We start from the raw sequence: 15,381 nt of genomic DNA on the forward strand, positions 1-15,381 counted from the left end.
ATGCCGGCAGAGGAAACCACCAAAACCATCAAAGCGTATTGCTTACGGTTGCTGGCTAGGCGCGAATACAGCCGCAAAGAATTGCTCAACAAATGTTCGCTGAAAGGTTTCCAAAAGAGCGATGTTCTGCCCGTGCTGGATGAATTGACCGACAAAGGCTGGCAAGATGATGCCCGTTACGCCGAGAGCTACGCACGGCAACGCATCCAAAAAGGTTATGGGCCGATTGCCGTGCAGTACGAACTCAGCCAGAACGGTGTCCAAATCGACACCATCCAACCGCTCCTGCACAGTGTTGCCGACAGTTGGCTAGACGTGCTGGAGCAGGTATACCATAAAAAATACACCCATGATCGGCGGTTAAGCCGCCAAGAATGGGCAAAACGTAGCCGATTTTTAATGCAACGCGGTTTCCCAGCCGATATGGTCAGCGCGTTGTTCACCCATTTAGCCATCCGTTTCCCTAAGTTTTAGACCACACTACTATCATGAAAAAAATGACTAGCGCTGCTTTACGCGCCGCCTTCCTGGACTTTTTCCGTCAACGTGGACACAGCATTCAGCCATCCAGCTCGCTAGTGCCAGGCAATGACCCGACTTTGCTGTTCACCAACGCAGGTATGGTGCAGTTTAAGGACGTATTTTTAGGCCGTGAACACAAACCCTTCACCACTGCCGCGACTAGCCAACGTTGCGTACGCGCAGGCGGCAAACATAATGATTTGGAAAACGTCGGCTACACCGCGAGGCACCACACGTTTTTTGAAATGCTCGGCAATTTCAGTTTTGGTGATTATTTCAAAAAAGAAGCCATTGAATATGCGTGGGAATTTCTGACCAAAGCAATGGAAATCCCCGCCGAAAAACTGTGGGTCACGGTATACGCGGAAGACCACGAAGCCGAAGCGATATGGTTGAATGAAATCGGCGTTGACCCGAACCGCTTCTCACGTATCGCCACGAAAGACAATTTCTGGTCTATGGGCGATGTCGGCCCCTGCGGCCCATGTACCGAAATTTTCTACGACCACGGCGAACATATAAGCGGCGGCCCGCCAGGCAGTCCAGATGAAGACGGCGACCGCTATATCGAAATTTGGAACTTGGTGTTCATGCAGTATGACCGTTCCGCCGATGGTACGATGACACCTCTGCCAAAACCTTCAGTAGATACAGGCATGGGCTTGGAACGCCTCGCCGCCGTCGCCCAAGGTGTGCATAGCAATTACGAAATCGACTTGTTCCAAAAGTTGCTGACTGCCGCCGCAGTGTTGGCGAAAACCGATGATTTGACCAACAGCTCCTTGCGCGTCATCGCCGACCATATCCGCTCTTGCGCGTTTTTGGTTGCCGATGGTGTGATGCCATCCAACGAAGGTCGTGGCTATGTCTTGCGCCGCATTATTCGTCGCGCCATCCGTCATGGCTACCGTTTAGGCATTCTCGATATTTTCTTCTACAAACTGGTCGCGCCTTTAGTTGCAGAAATGGGCGCGGCGTATCCTGAACTTGCCGCTGCACAAGAGCAAGTCGAGCGCATTCTGAAAAAAGAAGAAGAACGCTTTGCGGAAACCTTAGGGCAGGGTATGAAAATCCTCGAAGCCTGTGTCGCCAAGTTGGAAGGCACGATCATTCCCGGCGAAACCGTGTTCCAACTGTACGACACTTACGGTTTTCCCGTCGATTTGACTGCCGATTTTGCCCGTGAACACAATTTGAGCGTCGATTATGACGGCTTTGATAAAGAAATGGCGGCACAACGCGACCGCGCCCGTTCCGCCAGCAGTTTCGGGGCGGATTACGACCAAGACATCAAACTCGACAGCCAAACCGAATTCACAGGCTACGACAACTTGGATGACGAAGTGCATATTGTCGGTTTGTTTAAACTAGGCCAGCCCGTTGATACCTTGGATGAAGGCGACGAAGGCGTGGTGGTCTTGGACAAGACCCCATTCTACGGCGAATCCGGCGGACAAGTCGGTGACTGTGGCGAACTCAAAACCGACGGGGGCGTGTTTGCGGTAGCCGACACCCAAAAACAAGGCGGCACGTTGTTCCTGCACAAAGGCAAAGTCGTTTCCGGCGAGTTGAAAGTCGGGGATTTGTGCAATGCCAAAGTCAGTGCCGAAGAGCGCAAAGCCACCGAACTGAACCATTCCGCCACCCATTTATTACACGCCGCCTTGCGCCAAACCTTGGGCGACCACGTTGCGCAAAAAGGCTCGCTGGTCAATCCTGAACGTCTGCGTTTCGACTTTTCACATTTTGAACCCGTCACACCGGAACAAATCAGCGTTTTAGAAAAACTGGTCAACGAACAAATCCGCTTGAACCAGCCCGTTTCCGCCGAAATTATGGCAAAAGACGACGCGGTCAAAGCAGGCGCAATGGCTTTGTTCGGCGAAAAATACGGCGATGAAGTGCGGGTATTAAAAATCGGCGCATTCTCTACCGAACTCTGCGGCGGTACGCACGTTGAACGCGCAGGCGACATCGGCTGCTTTAAAATCATCAGCGAGACGGGCGTAGCCGCAGGTGTGCGCCGTATCGAAGCCGTCACTGGCGCGGGTTGCATGGCATGGCTAGGTGAGCGCGAACAGGTGCTGAACACCATCGCCGGATTGCTGAAAAGCGCACCCGACAAAGCCGCAGAAAAAGTCGAACAGTTACTGGCAAAAAGCCGTGACTTGGAAAAACAACTCGAACGCCTCAACGCCAAGCTCGCAAGCTCGCAAGGTGATGATCTAGTCAATCAAGCCGTCGAAGTCGCTGGCACGAAAGTTTTGGCGGTCAAACTCGAAGGCATAGAAGCCAAAGCCCTACGCGACCTCGCCGACCAATTGAAAAACAAACTTGGCAGCGCGGTGGTGGTGTTGGCAGTCGTCGAAGGCGACAAAGTCAGCTTGGTTGCAGGTGTGAGTAAAGACCGGATGGGGCAAGTGAAAGCAGGCGATTTAGTCAATTTTGTCGCCCAACAAGTTGGCGGCAAAGGCGGCGGCAGGCCGGATATGGCAATGGCTGGCGGGAATGATCCTAGTGGCTTGAGTGCGGCTTTGGGTGGGGTTTTGGGTTGGGTGCAGGAGAAATTAGCTTAAATTTTAGGGTATGCGATGCACACACCGCTTGGCTCAACCCGCGATATTTCTAAGATGAAGCATTTATATAGATTTCGAACAATTAATTCTTTATTTAAATTCAAAGAGCTAGAGAACCAAGAAATATATTTTGCATCTCCAGATCAACTCAACGATCCTATGGAAGGGTTTAAAGATATGATCTGGTGTGGCGATCAAGTTGTATGGGCAAATCTTCTGAAACATTATTTGTTATGTTTAGATGATTTTTTTGTCCTTTTTCTTATCTCGAATTCTTCTAAGGATCAAAAATTTCAGCTCAGCGAGTCTAAAATTAATATTTTCAAAACTAAAGAATGTTTTGAAAACTCAAATCAGATCGATATATATAAAGAAATCTGCAACCTTTTTTTCTCTAGTCAGGAAATTGCAGATTTTCCAAAATTTTTGGCTTCTCGGATAAAACCTATACGAAAAAATGAACTGTCTATTTATTTGCAAAGTTTACATTTACATGCGCTTAATGCGATTTTTTCTGCTTATGAAAAATATGCCGGCATAAAAAATGTTTTGAATGGATATGAGTTAGAAGCGATTAATCTGGATGGCTTATCACAGATAAATATCATTGAGGAAAATCATTCAAATGCAGAGGATTGGGCAGAGAAATTTTTCACTTTTTCGGGGATGATACTTGGGGAGATCGGTCTTATAACTCAATTCAATCATGACAATATAAAAAACAATGAAATGCAATTTTTTTCTTGGTTTCCGAAAGCATATGTTAAAGAACTAGAAAAGCTCACTTATCCAAATTGGTATGTCGCTTGTTTTATGGAGAATGACCATAATCCTTCAATGTGGTCTCATTATGCAGATAAACACAAGGGAGTTTGTTTGAAATTTAAAATAAACTCAATTGATGAAAAGTTTTTTATCAGGCTTTCACAAACTTTAAATTGGGATGGAAGGGAAACGAAACCAACCACGCATTGCCATGATAATTTATTTTATAAAATAAGTAATTACACAAAAGTAACCCGGTATTCATCGCCGAATTTTGAAAGGATGTCCAATACGGCCTGTTTCAATGTCCCGTAACTGGCATAGCACGATAGGGGCAGCCATTCATACTTGATCTTGCGCCAGACGATTTCGATCAGGTTAAGCTCAGGGCTATAGGGCGGCAGATAATGCAACACGACACCTTGCGCCATCCAGTCGTCGCGGCGTGCCAAAAAGGCGCGGCTGGTGTGCATGGAAGCGTTGTCAATAATGACGACGCACGGTTTTTTATGGACGGCGTAGCCGTCGCCATAGTGTGCGGCAAACAGGTCGAAGGCCCCGGCCACCTGTTCAGTTTTGACGCTCCCTTCAACGGTGTGGAAAAAAAGACCGGCTGTCCCGGGAAACAAACCCCAGGACATTGAGGCGCTGGCTATGGAAACAGGGGATTTCCAACGTCTGGCCTTTGGGGTTGCCAGGCGTAAGGCACGGAGGACGTGGTGCTGAAGCCGGATTCGTCAACAGGTGATTTTTCCGTCGGACATCGGAATTTGTCGAGCCCGGTTGGACCGTGTTGGTGAAGCCCTCAATAGCTGGCTTTTCAAGGCGCTGCTTGACACCCGCGACTGCCAACACGGAGCGGTAGCCCGTGTGCGTTACACCGCTGTGATGTCCGTCGGCCTCCAGCGCGCTCGCTGAACTTGGCGCCTCGTCGATCCACCTCGGTGGTCGGGCCTGGGGTGTCATAGTGGTGCCGCGGATGAGAGCGTGGCATGACGGTTTTGCGCTATACGGATTAGGGTGGGTCCAGTCGCTTGCGAGGTTTACTTGATATGCTGTGTGCTCCCGTAGTGTGCGAGTGTAGGTGATATTGTAGCTCCAGGGCTAATAGGGGACAGGTCTAGAGCTATGCCAATCACACTTGTTGCGAGCATCCAGTTTCTGTACGGCGGTCGTTGCCAAATAAGGCTTGCCTTAGGTTGTACGAGTGGTAAGACAGTTGCTCAATTTAATGAGCGGGACTGTGGACACGGTTTCTTTATGGACCGCGTAGCCGTCGCCATAGTGGTCGCGGCAACAGGTCGAAGGCCCTGGCCACGCTTGTCAGGTCTTTGACGCTCCTTCACGGTGTGCGAAAAAAGACCTGGCTTGTCCGCGGGAAACAAACCCCAGGACATTGAGGCGCTGCTATGGAAACAGGGATTCAACATCCGGCCCTTTGGGTTGCCAGGCCGTAAGGCATCGGAGACGTGTCTGAACCGATGTCGCAAAATGGCGGCTGATGTCTCACGGCACATAGTTCAGACGGTTTATGCCTTGCTTGGCAAGCTGGCAACTGCTGTTCGGACGCTCACGCGCATGTAACGTAAACTGCCCCAAGTCGTCGCGACTCGGTCGTCAGACTTGGCTGCTGATCGCGGGTTCTGAACTGTCCACAGTGTCTGGTAAATGGACGGGCGGTAACAGCGCGAACTTGCCTAAGCGGTTGACATGCTGATGGCATCACTGACTGAGCTGTTATCGTAATGCCGCTGCCGCTCAGCCAACAAGGCGTGGGCGCGTCTTCGCACCTTAAAGTTTGGGTGGGTCTTGTAAAGCGCATCCAACTCTTGCTTGTCTGTGTCGCTGAGTGGCCGGACAAATTTTAAACGTGGCATGGTGGTGGTGGCTCAAAAAGCTTATATTTTATACCATAAAACTTATGTCAAATTACTTACAATACGATAAAAAACATCCTGAAATTGACTTTTTTAGGTCATTCCAATTGCCAATTCCCGTTCTGAATGCCAATTGGTATGTTTCTGAAAATGGGCAGATAAGCTCCTGCCACGACGATGTTTTTGATAATGTATCTGAATGGAGAAACCAATATTGGGTTAAATTTATTAATTCAATCACAGTAAAAAACCAAGATTGGGATTATGAAAAAGAATATAGATTAATCCTTACTGGTATGACCAGTGATCTAGATTCATCAGAACGCAAATTGAAATACGACTTCAACGATTTAGAAGGCATTATTTTTGGAATCAACACGTCAGAGCAAGATAAATTAGAGATTATCAAAATAATAGAATCTAAATGTCGTACCAACAATCGCAATAATTTTAAGTTCTATCAATCCTATTATTCTAGTTACAACGGGCAAATAGAATCTAAAGAATTGAGTTTTCTTAAATTTAAAGGCTTGTAGCAAGGTAGCCCGTAAGGAGCAAAGCGGATTACGGAGTTTTCCAAATTCAACAAGTCAGGTAGGGTGGGAAACAATGAATGACGCAAATACCGATTGAAATACATTTTCAAAATCAAATGAGGTAGCAATTATGTCTAATAAATTCCACTTGATCTACTGGAAATCAGACCAGTTTTGGTTGGGAAAGCTCATGGAACACCCTGAGATTATGACGCAGGGTGAAACCTTAGAGGAACTGGAAGCCAATATTATGGATGCTTACCAAATGATGGTATTTGATGATTTACCGCCGCAATATCAAATAAAGGAAATCGTGTGTGAAGCGTAGCGAATTTATTCGTTGGTTGCAGCAACACGATTGCGTATTGCATCGCAATGGCGGCAGGCACGATATTTACGTTAATTTGAAGAATGGTAAAAAACAGCCTGTTCCTCGCCATAATGAAATTGATGATTTGCTGGTAAAGCATATTAAAAAGCAACTGGGTTTAGATGCTTAATTGGGCGGCTTGACATAAAGCCAGGTAGGGTGGGCAGTGCTTTTTTGCCCACCGATTATGCCGACAATGGTGGGCAGAAAAGCCTTGCCCACCCTACGGCTTCATAAGTAACGTTATCGGGCTTTTATTATTTCCAACTCCGCTATCGCTGCATACAGCCTCTAGGTTGGGGTGACGTAAGGAACCAACAATATTTGATTGCCTAAGTAATTACACAAAAGTAACCCGGTATTCATCGCCGAATTTTGAAAGGATGTCCAATACGGCCTGTTTCAATGTCCCGTAACTGGCATAGCACGATAGGGGCAGCCATTCATACTTGATCTTGCGCCAGACGATTTCGATCAGGTTAAGCTCAGGGCTATAGGGCGGCAGATAATGCAACACGACACCCTTGCGCCATCCAGTCGTCGCGGCGTGCCAAAAAGGCGCGGCTGGTGTGCATGGAAGCGTTGTCAATAATGACGACGCACGGTTTTTTTATGGACGGCGTAGCCGTCGCCATAGTGTGGCGGCAAACAGGTCGAAGGCCCCCGGCCACCTGTTCAGTTTTGACGCTCCCCTTCAACGGTGGGAAAAAAAGACCGGCTGTCCCGGGAAACAAACCCCAGGACATTGAGGCGCTGGCTATGGAAACAGGGGATTTCCAACGTCCGGCCTTTGGGTTGCCAGGCGTAAGGCACGGAGGACGCGGTGCTGAAGCCGGATTCGTCAAAATAGAACAGGCTGATTTTGTCTTCATCGTCCCATTTTTCAGGGGGCGGTTTGGATGTCCTTGGCCTTGGCAAAGCCCTCGGCACAACGCCTGCTTTTTACGGAGCGCCTGCACCGCCGCCATGAATAACCGGTTTTTTTAAAATGCGCCTTAACGTCCCGGTCGCCGACTTTTTCCGGGTCCGGGCCTCCAGAAGGGCTTGGGCCTGCTTGATTTGGCGCGGTTCTTCGTCCAATTGGGCCCGGAACAGTGCGATTTCTTCGGGCGTGTAAATCGGTGGACGCCCGGAGCGCGGTAAATCCCCAAGCCCGCCGACACCTTGCGCGTTGAAGCGGTTGATCCACTGGCTGATAGGGTCACGGTCAACCTGGAAAATGGCTTGTAGCTGGTTTATCGTATGCCCGCTGCCGCTCAGCAACAAGGCGTGGGCGCGTCTTCGCACCTTAAAGTTTGGGTGGGTCTTGTAAAGCGCATCCAACTCTTGCTTGTCTGTGTCGCTGAGTGGCCGGACAAATTTTAAACGTGGCATGGGGGCGGTGGCTCAAAAAGCTTATATTTTATACCCTTTAACTTATGTCAAATTACTTACAATGTTGGGGTTCGTTCCTCACCCCAACCTACAAATTAACGGGATGGTTACTTGCCAAATCTAAGACTTTTTACCATGTCCATCCAAATTAAACCCAGAAATAGAACGACGGCTTGGCTTTTTAGTGATGCAAACAGGGCGTTCTAAAGCCGATTCTCTGTAAGAAATCATTGAAAACGGCATTGAGGGTTTAGAGGGTTATTATCTGGCGACGGAAGTGATTGTATGGATAACATCGCACCATTTGCGGAACTTGGTCTGGTGGGTGTATTCTTGCTGTGACGGCAGCTGTTGTGTTTGGCACCGTAAATAAAAACTAAAAATAATATCGGAAGAATTAGAAATTTCGCGTTGGGACTTATGTGTTGGCATGGGTTCCAAAAGAAATAAGCAGAAGCAGCTAAATTTAATCAGGGAGGATATTTAATAAAGCAACTAATAAAAACAATGAGGAATTTATTATGCTGGCAAAAATAACTGTATCAGATTTTATGACTAAAAGATTGGTCACGTTGACTAAAGACACCAATGTGATTGATGCCATCAAAAAATTACTGGACCATAAAGTGACTTCCGCTCCGGTCATTGATTCCAAAGGCCAATTGGTCGGTATGTTTTCTGAAAAAGATGGCATGAGGGTTTTTTTGGAAAGTGTTTACAACCAGGGCATGTCGGGCAAAGTGGGCGAATACATGAGCACTGAAACCATCAGTGTCGATGCCAAATCCAGTATCGTAGATCTGGCTGAAAAATTAGATAAATCTTCGGTCAGAAGCTTTCCGGTATTTGAAGAGGGTGAGTTCGTTGGCGTAATTAGCCGTGTTGACGTGCTAAGGGCGTTGGTTGACATTTAAGCCGTAATCCCAAAAACAACTGGAAGCACAAGGTGTCCGTCCGGCCCCGTAGGCAATGATGCTGCAACCCGGTAGTCCAACGCAGGTAATTGAATTATTGCTTGTCTTATAAATATAGAAGTTACGCATTGACGACAGCCTGAAAATCTGGGTTCAAGTGGCTCATGGTAGGCATTAGTCGACCAATGAACCCTGCAATGACCCCGTTGAACAGGTTACGCTGGACGCTATAACAGTTATCTATCAAGGACATGGCACTGAGTTTCTGGAGTTGGACATAGCCGCATAGGGCGGCGAACAGGTGGTTTCGGATGGCGTTCTTGCTGCGCACCTGGAAATGTTCGATGTTGCAGACCTGCTTTATGGCGCGGTGGTACTGCTCAATATGCCAGTGCTTGTCGTGCTGTTCGGTGAAGGTTTTCCGGCCGACGGCGGCGAGCTGGTCGTCATCGGGCAAGAAAACCGCATAATGGCGTGGCTGGTCTTTCAGCCAGGTCCGGAACAGTTTCACGTTGCCGAAGTCCTTGAGCCAGACCAGCAGGCCGTCATCGGGGATGTCGAGCTTTTGCACCTGCGTCCACTGGCCTTTGTCCACGGACACGGTGCGGTTGCTTTCGATGGCGAACAGCCCACCCCGCTGGTGGTTTTTCACCCGCTTCAGGTTGTCCGCACCGCTGTACCAGCTGTCGCCGGTCACGAAAGCGGGCTCCAGCCCCCAGGCCAGGACTTCTTCCAGCATGTCGCGGAAGTAGTCGTTTTTGGTCTTGCCTTCCGATTTGTACCCTCTGGGGCATAAATCATAGACGCGGAAGTTGACGGGCAGGTGCTGCCCGTTGGTGTCGGTGTAATACAGCGTGACCAGGCTGATGCCCTTCACGGAACGCTTGTGCTTGCCGGACTAGAAGTAGCCGACGAAAGCCAGGTATTGGCTATACGGCTTGTCCAGCACGCTGTCGTCGACGCTCAACGTGCCGCCTTTCAGGATCAGGAGCGGCGCGGATTCGTTGTACAAATCCTTGCCCTCGTAGCGTTCCCGTTGCAGGAAGCGGGTTGCGCTATCGTGGGAAATCTCCATCACCTCACCCAGACGGCGGCAACTGCCGTATTTGGGTTCGCCCAGCAGGAAGCTGATGTACATCGGCAAGGTGCAACGGGCGGTGCTGGGGCGGGTGATTGTCCTGATCATGGTTTGGCCTTCCGGTGGCGGCTGCTTGGGGAATTTTAAAATTCATATTATAACTTGGCTGTCAATGCGTAACTTCTAAAATATTAAGCCTTTCAGGTTGTTAAAGCCTGAAAGGCTTTTTTATTAACGGCTCGTTACAAATGACTTAACAACTGGGAACCGCTAATACTTATCATCCAAGCCTTTGGTGGGATTCAGGTTGGCTATTGTTTTATAAGGTCAACTGATTTTCACGATGTATTGACACCGGCAGGAGCCCTGAAAAAATGCGATCAAATCCGTAAATTTAACAATTAACCATAGATTAATTATGGGATATAAGGCTATCATAACAATTATTAGAAAATGTTAATAAACTAATAAAATTTGCATGTAGCCATGCCCAAATTAAACATTGTGTAGGGGAACTTTATTTATGGTCAAATCAAAACTCCAATCAGCTATTTTGCTGATTTTTATGCTGTTGCTCAGTCACCATGTGAAAAGCGCCCCGATACAGGAATATAAAGTCTTTGCGGTAAACGATTTGGGCATGCATTGCGTCGATGATGATTTTTCAACATTTACTATTTTGCCGCCGTTTAATGTCGTGCAGGCGCAAGTGATTGGCATTGATACGCAAGGCCGCCCTTCGGTGTTATCGCCCGCTAATGGGGTGGAACTGACTTATGCCCCCACAGCTGATCGCTTAGGTTCAATTAACAGCTCATGGAAGGACAAATATGGCAACCCAAAAACCAATTTTTGGTCTTATCAACAAGCTTACGGGCTAAAGTTAGCGGACGGCGTGGGTATTTTTGGTTTGACCATGCCTAAAGATGCCAAAACCAGCGCCGACAAATCTTTCTCTTGGGTCAATGAAACAAGTGTTTTTAAAGCCCCTGGCATCCCAATTTTGCCGATTGATGATAACGGCAATAAAAACTTTTATCCCCTGTTAAAAATCCAGGCCAGCAATTCCGCTACCCATAAGGCGCTGGCGGGTGCTTCAACCAGCATTGTCTTGCCGGTCTCCGATGAAACTACCTGTAAAAATTGCCATGCCACCAATGCCAGCGCCGCCGATCCGGTCAAATTTCCGAAAATAGCTTGGTCACTCAATCCGGATCCTAGCGTCCAATATCGGGAAAATGTCTTAAAACTGCACGATGCCAAATTTACAACGGCATTGGAAGCCGCCAAGCCCGTGTTATGCGCTTCCTGCCATTATTCCCCGGCACTGGATTTAACCGGATCAGGGCCTAGTGAAGTGCAGAAGCTGCATAAGACCATGTCTGCGGTGATGCACGATAACCATGCTAATAAAATGGTGTTGAATAGCGTAAAACTTCCCGACAAACCTGTTCTGGTCGGTGGAAAAATCCCCAACCCTGCCAAGCAAAGTTGTTACCAATGCCATCCTGGCAGTGAGACGCGTTGTTTACGCGGGGCGATGACCGAAAATGTCACTTGCCAAAACTGCCATGGCAACATGCAGGCCACGGGCGGGCATTATCCGCTTAAAACGGGCGGCTCTTTGGATGGTAAAAATGACGGTGGCAAACGCCGTCCTTGGGTCGACCTGCCACGCTGCCAATCTTGCCACACAGGAGATGAAACCAACCATTTGCCGGTAACGGCCAGCACTTCTGGGGATGGCCTGCGCGAACATTTTGCCTTTGATATCGTTGACCGTTCCGCATCGCCACGGCTCGCAACCAACAAACGTTTTGCCGAACAAGCCAACACCCTGTATCGCTTCAGCAAAGGGCATGGCGGAGTCTTATGCGAAAATTGCCACAACAGCACCCATGCAATCTGGCCCGGTGATGCCAAGCATCCCAACGACAATGTCGCGGCGATTAAGGCACAAGGCCATACCGGCACGATTATGGAATGTACAACTTGCCATAAAAACGGCAGTTTGGCATTGACCTTAAATGGGCCGCATGGCATGCACAATGTCAATGATAAGGAATGGGCGAATGGTGGGCATGGTGATTTTTATGAACACAATGCCAAGTCCTGCCAGTCTTGCCATGGTCTGGACTTGAAAGGTTCACCCTTAGCCAAAGCCGCAGCAAATAGGGTGTTTGTCACTGAATTTGGTACCAAGAACTACACCGCCGGACAGAAAGTGACTTGTTTTGATTGCCATAACGGCCCGAATTTTGACGACTAACAGGTCTTGCTTGCTGGAAAATATAGGCTGAAAGGGATTTCAGCCTACGGAATTAAACACCCAATGATTGAGTGTAATCACTATAAGATATTGACCGGATTGTTATTCGCTTTGCGTGGTGCGGTTTGGTTAGTATCCATGTCAAGGGATAAAAACGGGGTAGGGAATTTTGGTAATGTGGGGGTTGCCAGCCAAGCTGAGAAAACCTCAGATGGCAATTCCTTCTTCTGTATTTCCGTTGTAATCCGCGTCAGTGCCGCTAAGCCTTGGTGCAGTTGGTTAGCATTCGCCGCCGGCATAAGAAAGGTTAAGGGCTCTGTGGTAGGCAAGCTGGCACTTTTAAAGCCAGGGTTAAGAAGGCTGAATTTCTCGATGCTTAGGTTGGCAAGCTGGGCGACGGTGGAGAGATTTTTACCTGCCAGCAGCTTGATGTCGTTATGATGCTCAATTTTGACTTTAACAAAATAGGGTTCATTGCTCACTGCGGGAAGTTTCAAATGGTAATTGCCAGGGTTGGCAAAGATACTCGATAAAGCCAGCAAGCGCGGGACATAATCCTGGGTTTCTTCAGGCAGGGGTAAAGACCAAAAATCGGTGGGCAGGCCATCGGATATATTGCGGCTAATGGCGGCATCCACTGCGCCTTGCCCACAATTATAGGCGGCCAGGGTGAGCAACCAATCACCATTGAAATGCTGTTTCAGTCCGGACAGAAAGCGTACGGCGGCCTGCGTGGAAGCCATGATGTCAAGCCTTTCATCATAGTCATCATTTTGCTCCAAATCAAAATCATTCCCGGTACTGGGGATAAATTGCCAAAGCCCGGCAGCATTTTTGGGCGATAGTGCGGTAGGCTGGTATGCACTTTCAACGATAGGTAGTAAAGCCAACTCCAAAGGCAGCTTGTTCTTGCTTAATTTTTCGACGATGTGATAGAGGTAAGGCCGGGAACGTTCGGCCACCTGACGCAGATAATCGGGCCGCTGGGCATACCAAAGTATCTGTTTATTGACGCGTTGGTATTTGTTTTCTGCCGGGCATTTATCAGCCAGTTGCAACCCTGGCTCCGCATCATCTTGGTTTTGCCCTTTAGGTTTAAGGCAAAGCGGATTGCCCATGATTGGTTTTGCAAAAGTAAACTCTTTGTTAGCGGAAAGGCTGCTTATGATAGGGACTAAAGGGGCTTTGGGGCGTTGTTTTCGCAGCTCCGAATGAAAACCGATTGTCGTCCGGTAACGTGTTTGCCCGGCCATAGTATTGCCGGGGACATTGATTTTTTGTATGGATATTCGGCCTGGATTATCATCTTCGGAAAGCGTTGGGACAGGCTTATGCGTGGCTGCGGCACTGATCAGGGCATTAATCTTGTCCAATTTCATGATTTCCCCCGGCTGTTTGTGAAACCGTGCCTGGATAGCTGAAGGGGTAAGGCGGGCATTTAATGGCTTGCCGTTTTCCAGAATGGGTAGGCGTTCGGGGAATTCTTGTGCCAGGTTAGGACGGGGAATTTGCATACCTAAACGGATGCGCTCCCAAACATCACCAGGATCCTGCAACCTGATTTTCTTGGTCGTTTTCCCGTTGTTTTTTCCGTGGTAGTGGCTTTTACTGTCCTTGATGCTTCCGTAAGCTGCGGAAACGTTGTTGGCGGGCGTCAATAAAGAAACACCAACTAACATATTCAATACCAAAACGAATGGTCGCATTCTATAACCTTTTATTTGTTAATTAATTATTTGAATAATAAGGGTTTTGCTTTATTTTTGATGTATGGGGCTTCAAGTAGGCCCATGGCTTGTGCTACGGTTCAGTATCCCCATTTAGGATAGCTTGTAAATATTTTATTTTATCTATTTATTATTATGGTGCGAGCTTTATTCATTGGAAACAGTTTTGCCCATCAAATTCAGGGGGAAGCGGATTTTATGGGGTTTGTCGGTTATATCCACTATAATCCGACCCAGCGCCCATTGGTGCATATTGGGCGGCTGGGGATGTTGTAACGTAAATTACGGGGTGGAGCATGGCTGATTTTATCATTCGGGAAATGGCCCGAAACGAACTGGATATAGTGTTGGGTTGGGCGGAGCAAGAAAGTTGGCGGCCTGGGTTGGCCGATGCCGATTATTTTTACCCGACCGACCCGCACGGTTTTTTCATCGGTTTGTTGGGCGGCGAGCCTATCGCCAGCATATCCGGGATCAAATATGGCGACGGTTACGGCTTTATTGGCTTGTATATCGTCAAACCGCAGTGGCGGGGGCAGGGCTTTGGTATCCAACTCTGGCATACCGCGATGGGCTATTTGCAAGGCCGCAATATCGGTTTGGACGGCGTGATCGCCCAACAAGGCAATTACCAAAAATCCGGCTTCCAAATTGCCCATCGGCATGTGCGCTATCAAGGCGTGTCGGTACATCAACCGGTGCCGGGTCATGGTATCGTGCCTGCCGGACAAATCCCGTTTGCTGACATCTTGGCCTATGACAACGCCTTTTTCCCAGAACCAAGGCCCGGCTTTTTACAAGGGTGGCTAAAACAACAACACGGCACGGCCTTGGCCATCACCCGGCAAAGCCGCGTGTCTGGTTACGGGGTGATCCGCGCTTGCCACACGGGGTTCAGGATCGGCCCCTTATTCGCCGATAGCCCTAGCGAAGCGCAAGTTCTGTTCAACGCCCTGCAAAACACCATTCCTGAACATAGCCCCATTTTTATCGACATCCCGGAGCCTAATGCGGATGCGATGGCTCTGGTCACCCGCTATGCTATGGAACCGATATTTGAAACCGCCCGGATGTACACACGGCAAGCACCTGATATTGATTTGACGCGGAGTTATGGGGTTACGAGTTTGGAGTTGGGGTGAGATGGAAGTTCTCATGCCACAATAAAATATCATTCAATGCCTTACTGCTATATAACAAAAAGATGCGTGTCATTATCTAAGCAATTTAATTAGAGAATTTTGGAGCCGCCATCCCGAATCTAAATCTGCGTTGGAAGAAAAGTTCCGCAAGGCAAGCCACCTTACCGTAGAATCTTCTCCTGAATTGCGGTGGGCATTTGGTCTGGCGGATTATTAAGTTTCACTCCACAA

15 protein-coding genes and 1 pseudogene are annotated in these 15,381 nt (G+C 48.4%); 9 read left to right on the forward strand and 7 right to left on the reverse strand.

Annotated elements, in window-relative coordinates:
- From METMI_RS0115475 to METMI_RS24290, 3 genes are read left to right on the forward strand one after another with little or no spacing between them, the layout of a single operon-like run.
- Positions 1–474: a regulatory protein RecX gene (locus tag METMI_RS0115475; protein WP_019867207.1), complete on the forward strand. Its 474-nt coding sequence runs from the start codon at positions 1–3 to the stop codon at positions 472–474.
- A gap of 14 nt (positions 475–488) precedes the next feature.
- Positions 489–3,098: an alanine--tRNA ligase gene (gene alaS, locus METMI_RS0115480; protein ID WP_019867208.1), complete on the forward strand. Its 2,610-nt coding sequence runs from the start codon at positions 489–491 to the stop codon at positions 3,096–3,098.
- A 15-nt stretch (positions 3,099–3,113) separates the two neighbouring features.
- Positions 3,114–4,178 carry a DUF2971 domain-containing protein gene (locus tag METMI_RS24290; RefSeq protein WP_019867209.1) on the forward strand — a complete coding sequence of 355 codons (1,065 nt, stop codon included), beginning with the start codon at positions 3,114–3,116 and terminating at the stop codon, positions 4,176–4,178.
- Here the strand turns inward: METMI_RS24290 and METMI_RS26345 are convergent.
- Positions 4,103–4,504, reverse strand: coding sequence for a transposase (locus METMI_RS26345; RefSeq protein ID WP_156829870.1), 402 nt, complete (start codon positions 4,502–4,504; stop codon positions 4,103–4,105). The genes METMI_RS24290 and METMI_RS26345 overlap by 76 nt on opposite strands.
- A 1,056-nt stretch (positions 4,505–5,560) precedes the next feature.
- Positions 5,561–5,740 (reverse strand): hypothetical protein, encoded by a 180-nt coding sequence (locus METMI_RS0115495; RefSeq protein WP_019867211.1) that lies wholly within the window; start codon positions 5,738–5,740, stop codon positions 5,561–5,563.
- A 44-nt stretch (positions 5,741–5,784) separates the two neighbouring features.
- Here METMI_RS0115495 and METMI_RS0115500 point away from each other — a divergent pair, with 44 nt between their 5' ends.
- From METMI_RS0115500 to METMI_RS0115510, 3 genes are all read left to right on the forward strand, one after another.
- Positions 5,785–6,276 carry a hypothetical protein gene (locus METMI_RS0115500; RefSeq protein ID WP_019867212.1) on the forward strand — a complete coding sequence of 164 codons (492 nt, stop codon included), beginning with the start codon at positions 5,785–5,787 and terminating at the stop codon, positions 6,274–6,276.
- Between the two features lie 130 nt (positions 6,277–6,406).
- The gene (locus METMI_RS0115505) at positions 6,407–6,604 is read left to right on the forward strand and encodes a type II toxin-antitoxin system HicB family antitoxin (RefSeq protein ID WP_019867213.1); all 198 of its coding nucleotides are present in this window, start codon (positions 6,407–6,409) and stop codon (positions 6,602–6,604) included.
- Positions 6,594–6,776 (forward strand): type II toxin-antitoxin system HicA family toxin, encoded by a 183-nt coding sequence (locus tag METMI_RS0115510; protein WP_019867214.1) that lies wholly within the window; start codon positions 6,594–6,596, stop codon positions 6,774–6,776. The genes METMI_RS0115505 and METMI_RS0115510 overlap by 11 nt, the downstream gene beginning before the upstream one ends.
- A 210-nt stretch (positions 6,777–6,986) precedes the next feature.
- On the opposite strand, the gene METMI_RS28165 is transcribed toward METMI_RS0115510, so the two are convergent.
- The 3 genes from METMI_RS28165 to METMI_RS24300 all read right to left on the reverse strand — a co-directional run bounded on the left by METMI_RS28165 (position 6,987) and on the right by METMI_RS24300 (position 8,020).
- On the reverse strand, positions 6,987–7,235 hold the full coding sequence (locus METMI_RS28165) for a transposase (protein ID WP_156829871.1): 249 nt from the start codon (positions 7,233–7,235) through the stop codon (positions 6,987–6,989).
- Between the two features lie 86 nt (positions 7,236–7,321).
- Positions 7,322–7,576, reverse strand: a complete 255-nt coding sequence (locus METMI_RS28170) for a transposase (RefSeq protein ID WP_156829872.1) — start codon at positions 7,574–7,576, stop codon at positions 7,322–7,324.
- 12 nt (positions 7,577–7,588) lie between these two features.
- Complete coding sequence (locus METMI_RS24300; protein WP_019864175.1) at positions 7,589–8,020, reverse strand: helix-turn-helix domain-containing protein; 432 nt, start codon at positions 8,018–8,020, stop codon at positions 7,589–7,591.
- Between the two features lie 521 nt (positions 8,021–8,541).
- On the opposite strand from METMI_RS24300, the gene METMI_RS0115530 reads away from it, so the two are divergent.
- Positions 8,542–8,934, forward strand: a complete 393-nt coding sequence (locus tag METMI_RS0115530; RefSeq protein ID WP_019867216.1) for a CBS domain-containing protein — start codon at positions 8,542–8,544, stop codon at positions 8,932–8,934.
- A gap of 121 nt (positions 8,935–9,055) precedes the next feature.
- Here METMI_RS0115530 and METMI_RS0115535 read toward each other — a convergent pair.
- A pseudogene (locus tag METMI_RS0115535) lies at positions 9,056–10,117 on the reverse strand (IS701 family transposase).
- A 418-nt stretch (positions 10,118–10,535) separates the two neighbouring features.
- Between METMI_RS0115535 and METMI_RS0115545 the strand changes: the two are divergent.
- Positions 10,536–12,281 carry a hypothetical protein gene (locus METMI_RS0115545; protein ID WP_019867218.1) on the forward strand — a complete coding sequence of 582 codons (1,746 nt, stop codon included), beginning with the start codon at positions 10,536–10,538 and terminating at the stop codon, positions 12,279–12,281.
- Between the two features lie 80 nt (positions 12,282–12,361).
- On the opposite strand, the gene METMI_RS25585 is transcribed toward METMI_RS0115545, so the two are convergent.
- A complete protein-coding gene (locus METMI_RS25585) occupies positions 12,362–13,960 on the reverse strand; it encodes a transglycosylase SLT domain-containing protein (protein ID WP_019867219.1) in 1,599 nt (532 codons plus the stop codon).
- A gap of 344 nt (positions 13,961–14,304) precedes the next feature.
- Between METMI_RS25585 and METMI_RS0115560 the strand changes: the two genes are divergently transcribed.
- Complete coding sequence (locus METMI_RS0115560; RefSeq protein ID WP_019867221.1) at positions 14,305–15,150, forward strand: GNAT family N-acetyltransferase; 846 nt, start codon at positions 14,305–14,307, stop codon at positions 15,148–15,150.
- Positions 15,151–15,381 lie beyond the last annotated feature (231 nt).

This window comes from Methylovulum miyakonense HT12, assembly GCF_000384075.1.
In the GTDB taxonomy this organism is placed as follows: Bacteria; Pseudomonadota; Gammaproteobacteria; order Methylococcales; family Methylomonadaceae; genus Methylovulum; species Methylovulum miyakonense.